The 16,426-nt window shown below is 72.2% G+C and carries 16 protein-coding genes and 1 tRNA gene; 7 read left to right on the top strand and 10 right to left on the bottom strand.

The features are described from left to right. Nucleotides 1-37 precede the first annotated feature (37 nt). The gene (locus ACZ52C_RS15750) at nt 38-1,219 is read right to left on the bottom strand and encodes a CaiB/BaiF CoA transferase family protein (protein WP_469075238.1); all 1,182 of its coding nucleotides are present in this window, start codon (nt 1,217-1,219) and stop codon (nt 38-40) included. A 147-nt stretch (nt 1,220-1,366) separates the two neighbouring features. Next, a complete protein-coding gene (locus tag ACZ52C_RS15745; protein ID WP_469075237.1) occupies nt 1,367-1,747 on the bottom strand; it encodes an MmcQ/YjbR family DNA-binding protein in 381 nt (126 codons plus the stop codon). Nucleotides 1,748-1,850: 103 nt separating this feature from the next. Between ACZ52C_RS15745 and ACZ52C_RS15740 the strand changes: the two genes are divergently transcribed. Continuing rightward, nucleotides 1,851-3,032, top strand: a complete 1,182-nt coding sequence (locus ACZ52C_RS15740) for a saccharopine dehydrogenase family protein (RefSeq protein ID WP_469075236.1) — start codon at nt 1,851-1,853, stop codon at nt 3,030-3,032. 21 nt (nt 3,033-3,053) lie between these two features. Here the strand turns inward: ACZ52C_RS15740 and mmpA are convergent, their stop codons facing one another. From mmpA to ACZ52C_RS15720, 4 genes are all read right to left on the bottom strand, one after another. Next, nucleotides 3,054-3,200 (bottom strand): morphogenic membrane protein MmpA, encoded by a 147-nt coding sequence (gene mmpA, locus ACZ52C_RS15735; protein WP_469075235.1) that lies wholly within the window; start codon nt 3,198-3,200, stop codon nt 3,054-3,056. A gap of 107 nt (nt 3,201-3,307) precedes the next feature. Then, nucleotides 3,308-3,997, bottom strand: a complete 690-nt coding sequence (locus ACZ52C_RS15730; protein WP_469075234.1) for an endonuclease V — start codon at nt 3,995-3,997, stop codon at nt 3,308-3,310. A gap of 47 nt (nt 3,998-4,044) precedes the next feature. Then, on the bottom strand, nt 4,045-4,371 hold the full coding sequence (locus tag ACZ52C_RS15725) for a plasmid stabilization protein (protein WP_045556788.1): 327 nt from the start codon (nt 4,369-4,371) through the stop codon (nt 4,045-4,047). Nucleotides 4,372-4,469: 98 nt separating this feature from the next. Then, complete coding sequence (locus ACZ52C_RS15720) at nt 4,470-5,516, bottom strand: WD40/YVTN/BNR-like repeat-containing protein (protein ID WP_469075233.1); 1,047 nt, start codon at nt 5,514-5,516, stop codon at nt 4,470-4,472. Between the two features lie 295 nt (nt 5,517-5,811). On the opposite strand from ACZ52C_RS15720, the gene ssgD reads away from it, so the two are divergent. The 4 genes from ssgD to ACZ52C_RS15700 all read left to right on the top strand — a co-directional run bounded on the left by ssgD (nt 5,812) and on the right by ACZ52C_RS15700 (nt 10,399). Continuing rightward, nucleotides 5,812-6,228, top strand: a complete 417-nt coding sequence (gene ssgD / locus ACZ52C_RS15715; RefSeq protein WP_045556786.1) for a spore wall synthesis regulator SsgD — start codon at nt 5,812-5,814, stop codon at nt 6,226-6,228. Between the two features lie 387 nt (nt 6,229-6,615). Next, a complete protein-coding gene (locus tag ACZ52C_RS15710; protein WP_469075232.1) occupies nt 6,616-8,247 on the top strand; it encodes an ABC-F family ATP-binding cassette domain-containing protein in 1,632 nt (543 codons plus the stop codon). Between the two features lie 171 nt (nt 8,248-8,418). Continuing rightward, nucleotides 8,419-9,195, top strand: coding sequence for a dimethylargininase (gene ddaH, locus ACZ52C_RS15705; protein WP_045556784.1), 777 nt, complete (start codon nt 8,419-8,421; stop codon nt 9,193-9,195). A gap of 226 nt (nt 9,196-9,421) precedes the next feature. Next, nucleotides 9,422-10,399, top strand: a complete 978-nt coding sequence (locus ACZ52C_RS15700) for an acyl-ACP desaturase (protein ID WP_469075231.1) — start codon at nt 9,422-9,424, stop codon at nt 10,397-10,399. A gap of 333 nt (nt 10,400-10,732) precedes the next feature. On the opposite strand, the gene ACZ52C_RS15695 is transcribed toward ACZ52C_RS15700, so the two are convergent. The 3 genes from ACZ52C_RS15695 to ACZ52C_RS15685 all read right to left on the bottom strand — a co-directional run bounded on the left by ACZ52C_RS15695 (nt 10,733) and on the right by ACZ52C_RS15685 (nt 12,711). Continuing rightward, nucleotides 10,733-10,805, bottom strand: a tRNA-Trp gene (locus ACZ52C_RS15695). A 28-nt stretch (nt 10,806-10,833) separates the two neighbouring features. Next, entirely contained in the window at nt 10,834-12,174 is a 1,341-nt protein-coding gene (locus tag ACZ52C_RS15690) for an SDR family NAD(P)-dependent oxidoreductase (RefSeq protein WP_469075230.1), read from the bottom strand. Nucleotides 12,175-12,462: 288 nt separating this feature from the next. Then, nucleotides 12,463-12,711, bottom strand: coding sequence for a WhiB family transcriptional regulator (locus tag ACZ52C_RS15685; RefSeq protein WP_060882649.1), 249 nt, complete (start codon nt 12,709-12,711; stop codon nt 12,463-12,465). A 231-nt stretch (nt 12,712-12,942) separates the two neighbouring features. On the opposite strand from ACZ52C_RS15685, the gene ACZ52C_RS15680 reads away from it, so the two are divergent. Further along, nucleotides 12,943-13,758 carry a VOC family protein gene (locus ACZ52C_RS15680; RefSeq protein WP_469075229.1) on the top strand — a complete coding sequence of 272 codons (816 nt, stop codon included), beginning with the start codon at nt 12,943-12,945 and terminating at the stop codon, nt 13,756-13,758. A gap of 259 nt (nt 13,759-14,017) precedes the next feature. Beyond that, a complete protein-coding gene (locus ACZ52C_RS15675) occupies nt 14,018-15,235 on the top strand; it encodes a glycoside hydrolase family 64 protein (protein WP_469075349.1) in 1,218 nt (405 codons plus the stop codon). Between the two features lie 34 nt (nt 15,236-15,269). Here ACZ52C_RS15675 and ACZ52C_RS15670 read toward each other — a convergent pair whose 3' ends face one another. Beyond that, entirely contained in the window at nt 15,270-16,328 is a 1,059-nt protein-coding gene (locus ACZ52C_RS15670) for a LacI family DNA-binding transcriptional regulator (protein ID WP_469075228.1), read from the bottom strand. Nucleotides 16,329-16,426: the final 98 nt, after the last annotated feature.

Genomic DNA, 16,426 nt, shown 5'->3' with positions numbered 1-16,426 from the left:
TTTCCAGTGGCGGGAGGGTGCGGCCCGGGGGCCGGTGTCAGTCGGTGTCCTTCAGGGCGGCGCCCTCGGCGGGGACATCCTCGGCCCGTGTGCCGGGCAGGAGGCCGGCTATGCCCCAGTCGTGGGCCACGTCCGCCGTGTCGGCGCCCGGCTGGGCGGGTCCGGTGCGGACCGAGGTGTGGGTGGCGGAGAAGCGGGGCGCGGGGGCGGGCTGGGTGATGCCGCCGAAGTCGGTGAAGGTGCCCCGGGCCGCGAGATGCGGGTGGTGCGGGGCCTCGCGCAGCGACAGGACGGGGGCCACACAGGCGTCGGAGCCCTCGAAGACGGCCGTCCACTCGTCCCGCGTACGGGTCTTGAAGCGGGCCGCGACCGTCTCGCGCAGCTCGCCCCAGGCGGCCGTGTCCTTGCGGGCCGGGGCCCGGTCCGCGATGCCCAGGAGGTCGACGAACTCCTCGTAGAACTGCTGTTCGAGGGCGCCCACGGCGACATACCGGCCGTCGGCGGTCTCGTAGGTGCCGTAGAAGGGGCAGCCGCCGTCGAGGAGGTTGGCGGCGCGGCGGTCCTGCCAGCCGCCGGCGGCGAGCATGCCGTGGATCATCGCGGAGAGGTGCGAGGTGCCGTCGACGATGGCCGCGTCCACGACCTGTCCGGTGCCAGTGGCGCGGGCGTGGTGGAGGGCGGCGAGGACGCCGACGACGAGGTAGAGGGAGCCGCCCGCGTAGTCGCCGAGGAGGTTGGCGGGGGCGACGGGCGGGGTGTCCGGGGCTCCGGTCATGCCGAGGGTGCCGGTGAGGGCGATGTACACGAGGTCGTGGCCGGCGCGCTGGGCGAGCGGGCCCTGCTGGCCCCAGCCGGTCATCCGGCCGTAGACCAGCCGGGCGTTGCGGGCGTGGCAGGTGTCGGGGCCGACGCCGAGGCGTTCGGCGACGCCGGGGCGGTAGCCCTCGATCAGGATGTCGGCGCGTTCGGCCAGGTCGAGGACGGTGTCCGGGCCGGCGGGGGACTTCAGGTCGACGATCACCGACCGCTTGTTGCGGTTGGTGACGTCGTACAGCGGGTTCACCGCGAGGCCCGCGCCACCCGGTCGGTCGACGCGGACGACATCGGCGCCGAGGTCGCCGAGGAGCATGGCGGCGAACGGTCCCGGGCCGATGCCCGCGAGTTCGACCACGCGCACACCGGCGAGCGGACCGTGCCCGGGCGTCTTCGCCACTGACATCAAGGCCCCCAGCTCTGTGACACAAACGATGTAACACCAGTGATGCTAGGAACGCGTACCCCTCCGCACAAGCCCCGAATGAGCAAACGCTTAGTCATTGTGCCCGCAGTCGCGGCAGGTGTCAGCCCGGCCCCGCCGGGCCCGCGCTCAGCGGGCCTCCAGCTCCGCCGTCAGCCGCTTCGGGGCGATCACGCGGTAGCTCTCCTCCACCCAGTCGCAGAGCAGCTCCGCGCCCGGGGCGCCCGCCTCCTCCAGCGGGACTCGCACCCAGCCGGACCTGCCCAGGCCGTACCCCGCGGGCTCGGCGCCGGGGCAGGCGAGGGCGTGGGCGTGCGTCTCCTCGTCGACGAGCTTGACGGTGACGCCCAGCGGATGGCTGCCGTCGTCCGTCCCGAGGAACACGAACACCTTCCTGTTGACCTTCGCGACGCTCTCGCCCCAGGGGAACTCCTCGACCGCGCCGGGCATCCCGAGGGCGAACTCGCGCACCTTCTCCCATTTTTTCAGGGCGTTCTTCGGTACGGTCACGGCCACCTCCGGATCCCGCGCACTCGGCTGCTCGTCCCTCACGCTAGCCTCAGCCACCGACAACGGCGCGTGGACGGGCCGTGGGCGAGCGCTGAGGGGTTCCATGAGCAACGGGCAGGGCAGGGCGGAGCGGGCGTACGACATCGTGCTCTACGGGGCGACGGGGTTCGTCGGGGAGCTGACCGCGGAGTATCTCGCCGAGAACGCGCCCGACGGACTGCGCTGGGCGATCGCCGGGCGCAACGCGGAGAAGCTCGCCGCGCTGCGTGAGCGGCTGCCCGGCGGTGCGGACATCGGGGTGCTCCGCGCGGACGGGTCCGATCCGGAGGCCGTGCGCGAACTCGTGCGCCAGGCGCGGGTGGTGGCCACGACCGTCGGCCCGTACATCACCCACGGCGCGGAGTTGGTGGCCGCCTGCGCGGAGGAGGGCACCGACTATCTGGATCTCACCGGTGAACCCGAGTTCGTCGACCTGACGTTCGTCCGGCACGACGCCCGCGCGCGGGAGACCGGCGCCCGCCTCGTGCACGCGGCCGGCTTCGACTCGATCCCGCACGACCTCGGCGCGTACTTCACGGTGCGGCAGCTCCCCGAGGACGTGCCGATCACCGTGGACGGTTTCGTGCGCGCCGAGGGCATGCTCTCGGGCGGCACGTTCAACTCCGCGCTCACCGGGTTCTCCCGCGGCCGGCAGACGATGGCCGCCGCGCAGGACCGCAAGCGGCACGAACCGCGCCTCGTGGGGCGCCGGGCGTACGCGCCGGTGAGCGCGCCCCGGTTCGCCAAGGAGGTCGGGGCGTGGGCGCTGCCGCTGCCGACCATCGACGCGCAGGTGGTGCAGCGCTCGGCACGCGCCCTCGGGCGCTACGGCCCGGACTTCCGCTACCGCCACTACGCGGCCGTCCGCACGCTGCCCTTCGCTGTGGGCGGGGTCGCGTTCGTCGGCGCGCTCGTCGCCGCCGCCCAGGTGCCGCCGCTACGGCGCTGGCTGGGCGACCGGCTCAAGCCGGGCGAGGGTCCGAGTGCGGAGAAGCGGGCGAAGAGCTGGTTCTCGGTGCGGTTCGTCGGCGAGGGCGGTGGACGCCGCGTCTTCACGGAGGTCGCGGGCGGCGACCCCGGTTACGGCGAGACGGCGAAGATGTTCGCCGAGTCCGCCCTGTGCCTGGCCCTCGACGACCTCCCGGCCACGGCGGGGCAGGTCACGACGGCGGTCGCGATGGGTGACGCGCTGATCGAACGGCTGCGCGCGGCGGGGATCACGTTCCGGGTGGCGGCGACCCGCTGACCCGGTGCGGCGCCGCCCGCCCTACTGTGCCCACCCGGTCAGCGTGTAGACCATCCCGGCGATCCAGGCCAGCCCGGCGAGCAGAGCGAGCAACAGGCCGGTCGTCACGGCGCGCTCGACGGACTGGGTGGGGCCGGCGGAGGGCTTCGGAGCTCGGTGCGTCGTCATACGGCACAGCCTGCCGATCATGACGCCGCGCCGGCATCCGTACGGATACTCAGTCCGTACTCAGGTGACTCAGGCACCCGCCCGCGCGCACCCCGGCCGGGGCGGCGTCAGGCGGTCGTGGTGCGCAGGGCCCGGCGGCACAGGGTGTCGGCTCTGCGGGTGGTCTCCGGGAGGCGGTAGGCCGGGGTGAGGGCGAGGGTGTGGGCGCAGGCCGTGTCCAGGTCGACGCGGTGGCCGACGGAGACGAACACCGGCTTGACGCCGTCGCGGGTGCGCAGGGCGCGGCCCACCTCCTCGGTGTCGGCGAGGAGCGGGGACGCGCTGCCGCGCAGGGTGCCGGGGTCGTCGTAGGTGAACGTGAAGGGGTTCTTGGCGACGCCCATCGTGGGCAGGCCGGTGAGGACACCGAGGTGCGCGGCGAGCCCGAAGCGGCGCGGATGTGCGAGGCCGTAGCCGTCGCAGACGACGAGACCGGGGTCGCACGGCAGCGCGTCGAGCGCGGCCAGCACCGTCGGGATCTCCCGGAACGCGAGCAGACCGGGCACGTAGGGGAAGGAGACCTGCCCGACCGCCGTGGCCTCGGCCACCGTGTCGAGGGTCGCCGCGTCCAGCACCACGGCCGCCGCCACGACCACGTCCCGTTCGTCGTCGTACGCCACGTCCACGCCGGTGACGTGTCCGGTGCCCGGCGGCGGTCCGCTCTCGTCGAGGATCACCCGCCCCCGCAACTCGTCCTGCACGGCGAGGGCCTGCTCTTCGGTGGCGGGCCAGCCCGCCGGGATGCGTACGGTCGTCATGGTGCCGACGAGCGTACGCAATCCGGCGACGGGCGCGCGGCCCCGGGCTACTTGTCGCCGAGGGCGCGCTTGAGCTGGCTCTTGTTCATGTCCGAACGGCCCTGGATGTTGCGTCGCTTGGCCTCGGCGTAGAGCTGGTCGTACGTGGGCCCCTCGGAGCCCGAGTGCGAACGCTGCCCACCGCGCTTGCTCGACGACATGTCCTGGGTGGAGCTGCGGCTCGCGGTCTTGGACTCGCCGGAGCGGGCGCGTTCCTTGTTGACGGTACGGGCGGCGATCTCCTTGGCCCGCGACTCGCTCTCACCGCGGTCCTCGGCGCTCTCCTTGATGTGCTCGTACTGGCGTTCCCTCTTCGGGCTCGAACCGCGTGGCATGGCCGATCACTCCTCTCGTGATTCGCACACGCCACGAGTACCCCTCTCGACCGGAACAACCCCGTACCCGCCCGCCTGCCGGGACGCCGCCGTCCTGGTCAGCTCTCCAGCCGGGCCACCCGCCCGCGCTCCCCCGCCGCCCAGCAGCCCCGGTCCGGTGCGCAGTCGACCGTGTCGTACGACCCGGTGTCGACCGTGCGCCAGGTGCGGCCGCCGTCGGTGGTCAGATCGGTGCCGGTGGGGCCGACGGCGAGGGCGGCGTCGCGGCCGTACGGGAGCCAGGCGACGCCCGACCGGTAGGCGGGCGGCGGCTGCGCGGCGGTCGTCCAGACGCGTCCCCCGTCGCCGGTGGTGGCCGCGGCATGCGGGGACGGCTGGTCGGCGCGGTAGTCGCCGCCGACGGCGATGCCGTGCGCCCGGTCGCGGAAGGCCAGCGCGAAGACGCCGCGGGCCGGGTCGCCGGCCGGCACGGGCGTGTCGGCGGCCTTCCAGGTGCGGCCCCGGTCGGCGGAGTGCAGCACCCGCGCGCGGGCCGCCCCGCCGGTCGCGAGCCACACGTCGCGCGGCCCCGAGGCGACCAGGCACTGCCCGCTCGCCGCAAAGCCCGCCTCGCCCTCCAGCGCCGGGGGCATGCCGTCGTTCGGCAGGACGTTCCAGGAGCGGCCGCCGTTCTCGGTGGACAGGATGCGGAATCTCCCGTCCACCGGGTCGCTCATGGCGAGGCCGCGGCGGGTGTCGAAGAAGGTGAGGCAGTCGTAGAAGGCGCGCGGATCGGTGTTGCGGAAGGACTCGGACCACGTCGCTCCGCCGTCGTCCGTGCGGTACACGCGGGAGGCCTCGCCCTCGCCGATGGCCAGGACGACCGCCCTGCGTGCGTCGAATGCCTCGATGTCCCGGAACTGCAGATCCTGTGCGCCGGGTGGTGAGACATTGCGCCAGGTCCTGCCTCCGTCGCCGGTGCGGAGCACGGTGCCGGCGGAACCCGCCAGCCACGCGCTGTTCCGACTGACCGCCGCCAGGCCGCGAAAGCGCACGTCAGTACCGGTTTCCTTCAGTTCCCAGCGCGGAGGACGGCCGTCCCCGTGTGCCTGTGCGGGCACCGCCAGGGCGGCGGCGAGTGCCGCCGCGGCCAGGCCCGTCGTCATCGTCCGACTCGTCCGATTCAACCGTCTCGACTGCCCCAAGCCCCTCATGGCGGGCGAAGCTAGTGCACCGCCGAGGTGTCGTCCAGATGGCCTCGGCCGGGAACCACCGGGCGTCGTCCGGTGTCCTCTCCCATATCCCGGAACGCGGGATGAGAAATGGATCACCACAGTGATTGGGCTCGGTGACAGAGGTCACTCGACCCTCATGTGCACGGATCGGCCCGATCCGGCGTCTTTGCAAATGCCCGGCCGCAGTCAACCGGAATCCGTCCACCCGTCACAAGGGAGCAAGGCGTTGTCCACCGTCATCGAGCAGCCCGTAGAGGCCCGTCTCGTCGCCGCCGCGCCGCGGATGCCGAGCATTCCCGCAACGCTCCACTACGACCGCCGCGATCCCTTCGCCGTCCGTATGACCTTCCCCGCCCCGGCCACGCTGGAGGGTGTGGAGGTCTGCTGGACCTTCGCCCGCGAACTGCTCGTCACCGGCATGGAGGACTCGGTCGGCTACGGGGACGTACGGGTCCGCCCCTACGGCTACGACCGGCTGGTCCTGGAGTTCCACGCCCCCGAGGGCACGGCCGTGGTGCACGTCCACGCCGATGAGGTGCGCCGCTTCCTCGAGCGCTCGATGGATCTGGTGCCGCTCGGTCTGGAGCACCACCAGGTCGACCTGGACCACGACCTGGCGGAGCTGATGCGCGACGCCTGCTGAGGCCCCCTGCTCCCGGACGCCGCCCCGCTCCCGCCGGGGGACGGCCGATCCGGGTGGCGGTTCGGGTGCCGGTTACGGGTGCAGATGCGGATGCGGGTGCAGGTTCGGGTGCGGGCGTTAATTGCGTTGACACCCTTCCGGGCCCTCCGTACGTTGTTCCACGGTCCTGTTGCCGTCGATTGGAGAAGGACGTTGCTCGTCTGAGGTCCTGAGACACCGCGTCACACACCCCGCCGTATCCCGGCGCCCCTGTGTGCGTAGCGTGCGACCTCGGCGTACGAGCCGTCCCTTTCGGCAGCGGGCTTTTCTCTTGCCCCGTCGTGTGTCGCCCTCGCGGTGTTTCGAACGCGTCGCCCCTGGCCGCTTCCCGCACCCGCGAGGTTCCTCATGTCTACTCCCCTTTCCCTCACCTGCACCTCCCTGTCCTTCGCCTGGCCCGACGGCACCCCCGTCTTCGACGAGCTGCAGATCGCGTTCGGCGCCGGCCGGACCGGACTCGTCGGCGTCAACGGCTCAGGGAAATCAACCCTGTTGAAGCTGATCGCGGGTGAACTCACCGCATCCGAGGGCACCGTCCGGGTGGCGGGCGAGGTCGGCTACCTCCCGCAGAACGTCACGCTCGACACCGGCCTGCGGGTCGACGAGGCGCTCGGTATCGCCACCGCCCGCGCCGCGCTGCACGCCATCGAGGCGGGCGACGTGGCCGAGGAGCACTTCGCGGCGGTCGGCGACGACTGGGACGTCGAGGAGCGCGCCCTCGCGACCCTCGGCCAACTCGGCCTGGGCCACATCGACCTGGACCGCACCATCGGCGAGGTCTCGGGCGGCGAGTCCGTGCTGCTGCGGCTGGCTGCGCTGCTGCTGCGCCGCCCGGACGTGCTCCTCCTGGACGAGCCGACCAACAACCTCGACCTCTATGCGCGACGCCGGCTGTACGAGGCCGTGGAGGCATGGTCCGGAGTGATGGTCGTGGTCAGCCACGACCGTGAACTCCTGGACCTGGTCGACCAGATCGCCGATCTGCATGCCGGTGAGGTCACCTGGTACGGCGGCAACTTCACCGCGTACGAGGAGGCACTCGCCACAGAACAGGAGGCGGCCGAACGGATGGTGCGGGTCGCCGAGTCCGATCTGAAGAAGCAGAAGCGCGAACTCGTCGACGCTCAGGTCAAGTTGGCCCGACGCAAGCGGTTCGGGCAGAAGATGCAGGACCAGAAGCGGGTGCCGAAGATCGTCGCGCACGCACGCAAGCGGGCCGCCCAGGAGTCCGCCGGCAAACACCGGATCCTGCACGAGGAGCGGCTCGCCGGGGCGAAGGAGCGCCTGGACGAGGCGGTGGAGGCCGTACGGGACGAGGACGAGATCCGCGTCGAGCTGCCGTACACGGCCGTACCGCCGGGCCGCACCGTCCTCACCCTGCTGGACCTGGAACTCAGGTACGGCGCCCGGGTGAAGGGCGGACTGGAGCTGCGCGGGCCGGAGCGGATCGCGCTGATCGGGCGCAACGGCTCGGGCAAGACCACGCTGCTGCGGACGATCGCCGGTGAGCTGGAGCCGGTGGGCGGCGAGACGCGGACTCATGTGCCGATGCGGTTCCTGCCGCAGCGTCTCGACGTCCTCGACGACGAGCTGACGGTCGCCGAGAACGTGGCCCGGTTCGCGCCCGACGCCACCAACAACCGGATCCGGGCGCGCCTCGCCCGCTTCCTGTTCCGAGGCGCCCGGGCCGACCAGCAGGCGGCCACGCTCTCCGGCGGGGAGCGCTTCCGGGCCGCCCTCGCCGCCCTGATGCTCGCCGAGCCCGCCCCGCAGCTGCTGATGCTGGACGAGCCGACGAACAACCTCGACATGGCGAGCGTGCGGCAACTGACGACCGCGCTGGAGGGGTACGAGGGCGCGCTGATCGTGGCCAGCCACGACCTGCCGTTCCTGGAGTCGATCGGGATCACGCGGTGGCTGCTGATGGAGGAGGGAGAGCTGCGGGCGACCACCCCGGAGGAGATCGCGGCGGCCGAGTGACCCGGGCGTCCGGCGGAGGCGGTGGCCGGGCACCTGGCTACCGCCGAGTATCTCAGGAGGGCCACAGCCTGCCCACGAGGGTTTTGTCCTGGTGGGCAGGGACTGCATGATGGCGGACCGGCGTCGCTTCGCGGACGCCGGAAAACCGTCGTTCGATTCGGAGTCACCCACGTGCCCAGCAAGAAGGCCCTCGTCCGCCGCCCCAGCCCCCGCCTGGCCGAGGGCCTCGTCACGCACGTCGAACGCACGGAGGTGGACGTCGACCTGGCGGTCGAACAGTGGGAGGCCTACGGCGAGGCCCTGCGCGACCACGGCTGGGAGACGATCGAGGTGGAACCGGCCGACGACTGCCCGGACTCGGTCTTCGTCGAGGACACCGTCGTCATGTACAAGAACGTGGCGCTGATCGCGCGCCCCGGCGCCGAGTCCCGGCGGGACGAGACCGAGGGGATCGAGGAGGCCGTGGCCGCGCTCGGCTGCTCGGTGAACTGGGTCTGGGACCCGGGCACGCTGGAGGGCGGCGACGTCCTGAAGGTCGGCGACACGGTGTTCGTGGGCCGGGGCGGGCGCACCAACGCGGCCGGGGTCCAGCAGCTGCGGGCCGCGTTCGAGCCGCTCGGGGCGCGGGTGGTCTCCGCGCCGGTGAGCAAGGTGCTGCATCTGAAGTCGGCGGTGACGGCGCTGCCCGACGGCACGGTCGTCGGGCACATCCCGAAGATGGACACCCCGTCGCTGTTCGGGCGCTTCCTGCCGGTGCCGGAGGAGGCCGGGGCGCATGTGGTGCTCCTCGGCGGCGACAAGCTGCTGATGGCGGCGAGCGCGCCGAAGACGGCCGAGCTGTACGCCGACCTCGGCTACGAGCCCGTGGTGGTCGACATCAGCGAGTTCGAGAAGCTCGAGGGCTGTGTGACATGCCTCTCGGTGCGGCTGCGCGGACTGTACGCCTGACGGGTGATCACTCCACCCCTGCGGCCCCGGGACCTGCTGGTCCGCGGGGCCTTCGGCACACCCGCCGATCGCGGACGGGGACCCCGCTGATCAGCGGTCTTTACAGCGTACTTAACCTACGGCATCGTAACCTACGGATTCGTAGCCTACGATGCCGTAGGTTCAGCTCGCCCGCCCCGCGGCAGCACCGAACGTTCCGTCCCCCGCACGTCCCCCTGGAGCCTCTGTGTCGATCACTTCTCCCCACCTCGGCAGCCCGTCCGGCGAATGGACCGACGCGCGGCTGCTGTACGCCCTGGAGGAAGTCGTCGAGAAGGAACTCAACCGGCATCTGAAGGTCACCAAGGACTGGATGCCGCACGAGTACGTGCCGTGGAGCGACGGCCGCAACTTCCCCGGGTTCTTCGAGGACGGCGAGGCGTGGGAGAAGAGCCAGTCGAAGGTCTCCGAGGTGGGCCGGATCGCCCTCGTGGTGAACCTGCTGACCGAGGACAACCTGCCCAGCTACCACCACGAGATCGCGACCCTCTTCGGCCGTGACGGCGCCTGGGGCACCTGGGTGCACCGCTGGACCGCGGAGGAGGGCCGGCACGGCATCGTGATGCGCGACTACCTGCTCGCCTCGCGCGCGGTGGACCCGGACAAGCTCGAAGAGTTCCGCATGTCCCACATGGGCGAGGGCTTCGAGTCGGACAACCGGCACTCGATGCTGCACACGGTCGCGTACGTCGCCTTCCAGGAGCTCGCCACCCGTGTCTCGCACCGCAACACCGGCCACCACTCCGGTGACCCCGTGTGCGACCGCATGCTGGCGCGTATCGCGGCCGACGAGAACCTCCACATGATCTTCTACCGGAACCTGCTGAAGGCCGCGTTCGAGTTCGCCCCCGACCTCACCATGCAGGCCGTGCGCGACGTCGTCGTGAACTTCCGGATGCCCGGCCACGGCATGCCCGGCTTCGAGCGCGCCGCCGCGCAGATGGCCATCGGCGAGGTCTACAACATGCGCATCCACCACGACGACGTCCTCGCGCCCGTCATCCGGTTCCTGAAGATCATGGAGATCGACGGCCTCGGCCCCGAGGGCATGAAGGCCCAGGAGGAACTCGGCCTTTACATGGGCGGACTGGACGCGGAGGCCCGCAAGTTCGACGAGAAGCTGGCGGCACGCAAGGCCCGGATGGCGGCACGCGCCGGAGCGTGACAGCCACGCCGGCGCGAAATGCCCGTGCGGCGCGAAATGCCCGTGCGGCGCGGGTGCCGTGCGGCGCGGATGCCGTAAGACTCAAGTGCCGTGAACCTGAGAGCCTGTGCGGCGCGGGCGCCGCGAGACCCAGGCGCCCTGGGACGCGGACGCCCGTGCGGCGCGGATGCCCATGCGGCGCAGGTGCCGTGAGACCCAGGCGCCGTGCGGCGCGGGTGCCCGTGTGGCGCAGGTGCGTGGGGCGCAGATGACCCTGCGGCGCAGGTGCCGTGCTGCACGGATGATCGTGCGGCGCAGGTGCCGTGCGGCACGGATGATCGTGCGGTGCAGGGGGCGGGGCGGCTGGATTCGAACCAGCGTGTTCCGGTTTTGGAGACCGGCGCGCCTGCCTCTGCGCTACGCCCCGCCCTTGCCCGCAAGCCTAGCCACCTCCCTCACCACTCCGCCTCCCGGTAGTCCTTGAGGAACACGCCCGACACCGGATCGCCTGCCTCGCCGCGCACGATCGGGTCGTAGACGCGGGCCGCGCCGTCGACGATGTCGAGCGGGGTGCGAAAGCCGGCGCCGGCCATGCGGTGTTTCTTGGGGGCGGGGTTCTCGTCGGTGATCCAGCCGGTGTCGACGGCGCACATGTGGATGCCCTGCTCGGCGAGTTCGGCGGCACTGGTGCGGGTGAGCATGTTCAGGGCGGCCTTGGCCATGTTGGTGTGCGGATGCCCGGCCGTCTTGTTGCGCACGGCGAAACGGCCCTCGACGGCGGTCACGTTGACCACGTAGCGGCGGGGGCGCGGGGAGGCGAGGAGCAGCGGCAGCAGGCGGTCGCAGAGGAGCGCCGGGGCGAGGGAGTTGACCAACTGGGTCTCCAGGACCTCGGCCGGGTCGAGTGCGCCGAGCCGCGCCGACCAGGAGTTCTCCGGAGCGGGGTCGGGCAGCAGCCCGGCCTCGTCGGCCTCGCGCAACGCGACGGGCAGGGTGGCGGCCCCGGCCCCGAGCATCCGCATCGGTGTGAACCCCGGTGCCTGCCGCGCCCCTTCGGGCAGCGCGTCGCGCTCCCCGGCGGCCAGCAGCGCGTACGACTCCGGCGGCCGACGTATCGTCTGGGCCGCGTTGTTGACGAGGATGTCGAGCGGCTCGCCCTCCTGCCTCAACTGCTCGCACAGGCCCAGTACTTGGCGCGGGTCCCGCAGGTCCACGGCGACGACGGTCAGCCGGTCGAGCCACTTCGCGCTGCCGGGCTCGGCACGGAAGCGGCGCAGGGTGTCGTGCGGGAAGCGGCTGGTGACGAGCAGTTCGGCGCCGTCGCGCAGCATCATCAGCGCCAGCTGGAAGCCGATCTTCACCCGGCCGCCGGTGAGCAGCGCGCGGCGCCCGCTCAGATCGGTGGCGAGGGCACGGCGGGCGGTGTTGTCGGCGGCGCACTCCGGGCACAGCCGGTGGTAGAACGAGTCGACGTGTCGATAGGACGTCTTGCAGACATAGCAGTGCCGCGACTTGAGGAGTACTCCCCCACCGCCCGTCGCCCGGTCCGGCAGCGGGGCGTCCTCGCGCCGGTCCAGGGCTCCGGTGGCGGTCGCGGCCAGCACGGCGGCGTCCGCGGCGGACTTCTGGTCGCTGAGCGCTTTACGGCGCCGCCTCCAGCCGTCGCGTGCGAAGGACGCGGCGACGCGCTCGGTCCGCAGCCGTACGGGGTCGTCCACGGGCAGCGCCCGCAGCCTGCCGACCGTGCGGTGAAAGGCCGCCAGCTCTTCCTCGGTGATCCCAACGCTCTCGCCCATGCGTGCCCCCCGCCCGATCCGTCGAGCACGGTTCGGACGACCGGAGGGGAACCAGCGTCCGCGGCCGGCCGAGGCGGTGCGCCTGCCTCCGCGTCGCCTGCGAACCGCGCCCCCGGATCCTATGCGACCGCCCTGGACGGGGCCCATCGAATATCACCGGCCGTCACCGACCGGCCCGCGGCGGCGGGCGGTTCACCGGCGGTCCGGTGCGGCGCGGGCCGTGGGACGAGCGGGGTACCGGTGCCATGGGGTCAGCCGTGGGGTACAGCCGTTGTCGGTGCCGTCAGGTCAGCCGTTGTCGGTGCGCCGCAGGCGCAGTCTCTCCTTCTCGGAGAGTCCGCCCCAGACGCCGAACCGTTCGTCGTTGGACAGCGCGTACTCGAGGCACGCGGTACGCATCTCGCACATGCCGCAGATGCGCTTCGCCTCACGGACCGAGCTGCCGGGCTCGGGAAAGAAGAAGTCGGCCCCCGTCTGCGCGCACAGCGCCCGCTCCTGCCAGGCACGGTCGATCGGGGTGATCGTGTCGTAGTGCATGCACGGCATCGTGCCGGGCGCCGAAAAACGTTCGATCAACGCGACATCAACACGTCGCTCGGGACCTCCATGGTGCTCTCGCCCACCGGGGTGACACACGGCGGCGCGCGGGTGGTGCGCGACCCAGGTTCCTCGGCGTATCCGGCCGATGCGCGGGCGGCCGCGCGGGCGCGGTGCCAGACTCGGCGGTACGGGCAACGGACCCTCGGACCTCATCGGAGGAGCGCAGCCATGCTCACCACCCGCCCTGTCACCGGCGCCCCGAACTGGATCGACCTCGGCACCCCCGACATCGAGGGCGCCGCCTCCTTCTACCGGCACCTCTTCGGCTGGCAATTCGAGTCCGCCGGGCCCGAGATGGGCGGCTACGGCTTCTTCCGGCTCGACGGCCGGACCGCCGCGGCCGGTATGCAGAACCCGCCGGAGCAGGGCCCGCCGTCCTGGAACATCTACTTCCGGACGCCTGACGCCGACGCCACGGCCGAGGCGGTCGAGCGGGCCCACGGCTCGGTGCTGATGCGGCCCATGGACGTGGCGGACGAGGGGCGGATGGCGATCCTCGCCGACCGGGCAGGGGTGCCCTTCGGCGTGTGGCAGCCCGGGCGTGTCACGGGACTCGACGTCGTCACGGACCCGGGCGCGCTGTGCTGGCTGGAGCTGTACACACCGGATCTGCCCGCGGCGGCCGGGTTCTTCAACGCCGTGTTCGGCTGGGAGACCACCGCGATCGACATCGCCGGCGGCACCTACACCTGTGTGCATCCGGCGGGCACCGAACCGGGGTCGATGTTCGCCGGCATCGTGCCGCTCGACGAGGACCCGAGCGAGGCGGGGTCCGGGCCGTACTGGCTGCCGTACTTCGAGGTCCCGGACACCGACTCCGCGGTGGCCAGGGCGCAGGAGCGCGGCGGTGGCGTCCGGCTGCCCGCCACCGATCTCCCCGGCGCGGGCCGTTTCGCCAAGCTCACCGACCCGTACGGGGCCCGCTTCGCGGTGATCAGGAGCGAGCGGCCGCAGGGACAGGCAGAGGGACTGGCAGAGGGATAGGGCTTCTCCGCTCCCCTTCCGTGGGGGAAGGCGCGCGATGGAGCGTCCGCCGTCCTCGGCGCCTCCGGCGAGACGGCCGGGGGCGCTGCCGTGACCGTGGCAGGCGAGCCTTCCGATCACCTCATGAAGCCATCCATGTTCTTGAGAGCGCTCTCAGTCATAAGTCTTGACGGCTCAACCTCCCCTGGGAACAGTGGGGGAACCACAGCAGGGGCCCCGTCCGCTGTGCCTCCACTCCCCCATGTCCCAGGAGGCCATCGTGATCTCCCGCCGTACGTTCCTGTCCACGACCGCCGCCGCGGTCGGCGCCACCGCCGTCGGGGGTGTCCTCGGCGCTCCCGCCCAGGCCGCCCCCGCGACCTGCCAACTCGCCCTCCGCAACGCCTCGTTGCCGGGCATGGTCCGGGCGTACGTCACCGGGCACGAGCAGTCGACGGGCGCCTGGGTGCTGCTGCGCGCCGACGGGAGCGTCTACCGGCCGACCTCGCCGTCGACGCCCCGGACGCCGCTGCCGGTCGACTGCGCGATCCCGCTGGGCGCGGCGGGCTCGGCACCCAAGGTGCTGACGCTTCCTCAGATGTTCGGCGCCCGCGTCTACTTCGTGCGGGACAGCACCCTGGAGTTCTTCCTCAACCCGGGCCCCGCACTGGTGGAGCCCGCGTTCGCGACACCCGCCGACGCCAACTACGGCAAGACGTGGTCGTTCTGCGAGTTCACGTTCAACCGCACCCAACTGTTCGCCAACATCAGCTATGTCGACCTGGTGACGGCCCTGCCGATCGGGCTGACGCTGGAGGGCGACAGCACCCACACGGTCGCCCCGCTGCCGAACGGGGCGGTGGACCGGATCGCCGCCGATCTGGTGGCGCAGTCGGCGCGGGACGGTCAGCCCTGGGACCGGCTCGTCATCCGGGGCGGCGACGGCAGGGTGCTGCGGGTCGTCTCCCCGCAGAACCTGATGGCCCCGTACTTCGACCGGCCGGACCAGATGCCGTTCCGCGCCTACTGGAACTCCTATGTCGACCAGGTGTGGGAGAAGTACCGGTCGACGGATCTGCGGATCGACCTCCAGGGCGGCCGCGGCGTCCTGGCCGGGCGGGTCTCCGGCGACACCCTCACCTTCGCCGGCGGCCACTCCTTCGCCAAGCCGACGTCGAAGGACATCTTCACCTGCAACCACGGCCCGTTCGCCAACAACCCCGGCGACCCCGACGACAAGAAGGCCCTCCTCGCCCGGCTCGCGGCCGGCTTCAACCGCTCGATCATGCTGACCCACCCCACCCAGCCGGGCGGCACGACGGCCGCCGACTACTACCGGGGGACGGTGACGAACCACTGGGCCCGCGTGGTGCACGCCAACTCGCCCATCGGGTACGCCTTCCCGTACGACGACGTACGGCCCGACGGGCAACCCGACGTGTCGGGCGCGGCCCACGACGGCAATCCACGCCGGTTCACGGTGACGGTAGGCGCCTGAGCGCTCCGCCGGTGACGCCGCGGGCCCGCACGGGCTACGCGGAGGCGCGTCGTACCAGGGTGGTCGGCAGGACCACGCTGGACGGCGTGCCGGCCGGGCCCTCATCGGCCCGCGTGTCGCCGGCTCGCCGTTCGAGGCCCCGGAGCAGCAGCCGGGCCATCAACCGGCCCATCTCCTCTATGTCCTGACGGACCGTCGTCAACGGCGGATCGGACTGCTCGGCCACCGGCAGCATGTCGTCGAAGCCCACCACGGCGACGTCCTCGGGAACCCGTCGCCCGAGCTCCCGCAGCACCCGCAGCGCGCCGGACGCGGACACGTCGTTGGCGGCGAACACCGCGTCCAGCTCGGGGCAGCGGGCGAGCAGTTCCCGCATCGCCCGCTCCCCGCCCGCCGGGGTGAAGTCGCCCTCCACGATCAGCCGGGGGTCGGCGTCCACCATGACGTCCCGGAACCCGTCGAGCCGGTCCACGGCGGAGGTCTGGTCGAGGGGCCCGGTGATGTGGGCGATCCGGGTGCGGCCGAGGCCGACGAGATGGCGTACGGCGTCCCGCGCGCCGCCCCGGTTGTCGCTGTCGACGTAGACGGTGGTCGTGTCGCCGCGCGTGCCGTCGGCCCAGCCGGGGCGGCCGCCGAACACGGTGGGGACGCCCGCTCCCCGGATCAGCGCGGGCAGCGGATCGTCGAGGTGCAGCGAGAACGCGAGCGCCCCGTCGACGTGTCCGCCCGCCAGATACCGTCCCACCCGGGCGTAGTCCTCGGGCCCTTCGGTGAGCAGCAGCACGAGCTGCGAGTCGTGTGCGGTCAACTCCTTGCTGATGCCCCGGAGTTGCAGGGCGAAGAAGGGATCGGCGAAGACCCGGGTCTCCGGCTCGGCGATCACCACGGCCACGGCGTCGTGCCGCCGGGTGACCAGGCTGCGGGCCGCCTGGTTGGGCACGTACCCGAGTTCCTCGACCGCTTTGCGCACCCGTTCGACAAGGGGTTCCCGGACGCCCTCGCCCCCGTTGACGACCCGCGACACCGTCGCCCTGGACACCCCGGCCCGCGCGGCCACGGCCTCCAACGTGGGACGCGACGCTGTCTCGGTCACTGCGGAACACTCCTCCGGGGCGGCTCCGCCCAGGATAGCCCTGGAGAAGGGCCCGCTGAGAGCGCTGAGAGCGCTCCCGGCCTCCGCGGTGGCCCGCC

The organism is Streptomyces sp. NPDC034049 (assembly GCF_055575575.1).
Note: the sequence above shows the minus strand (reverse complement) of the source record. Positions and strands in the feature narration are given on the sequence as shown.

Coding starts and splice junctions, on each gene's coding strand:
- mmpA (WP_469075235.1), bottom strand. CDS start 3,200: ATGACGACGCACCGAGCTCCGAAGCCCTCCGCCGGCCCCACCCAGTCC.
- ACZ52C_RS15720 (WP_469075233.1), bottom strand. CDS start 5,516: ATGACGACGGGCCTGGCCGCGGCGGCACTCGCCGCCGCCCTGGCGGTG.
- ACZ52C_RS15740 (WP_469075236.1), top strand. CDS start 1,851: ATGAGCAACGGGCAGGGCAGGGCGGAGCGGGCGTACGACATCGTGCTC.
- ACZ52C_RS15690 (WP_469075230.1), bottom strand. CDS start 12,174: ATGGGCGAGAGCGTTGGGATCACCGAGGAAGAGCTGGCGGCCTTTCAC.
- ACZ52C_RS15710 (WP_469075232.1), top strand. CDS start 6,616: ATGTCTACTCCCCTTTCCCTCACCTGCACCTCCCTGTCCTTCGCCTGG.
- ACZ52C_RS15750 (WP_469075238.1), bottom strand. CDS start 1,219: ATGTCAGTGGCGAAGACGCCCGGGCACGGTCCGCTCGCCGGTGTGCGC.
- ACZ52C_RS15680 (WP_469075229.1), top strand. CDS start 12,943: ATGCTCACCACCCGCCCTGTCACCGGCGCCCCGAACTGGATCGACCTC.
- ACZ52C_RS15730 (WP_469075234.1), bottom strand. CDS start 3,997: ATGACGACCGTACGCATCCCGGCGGGCTGGCCCGCCACCGAAGAGCAG.
- ACZ52C_RS15685 (WP_060882649.1), bottom strand. CDS start 12,711: ATGCACTACGACACGATCACCCCGATCGACCGTGCCTGGCAGGAGCGG.
- ACZ52C_RS15725 (WP_045556788.1), bottom strand. CDS start 4,371: ATGCCACGCGGTTCGAGCCCGAAGAGGGAACGCCAGTACGAGCACATC.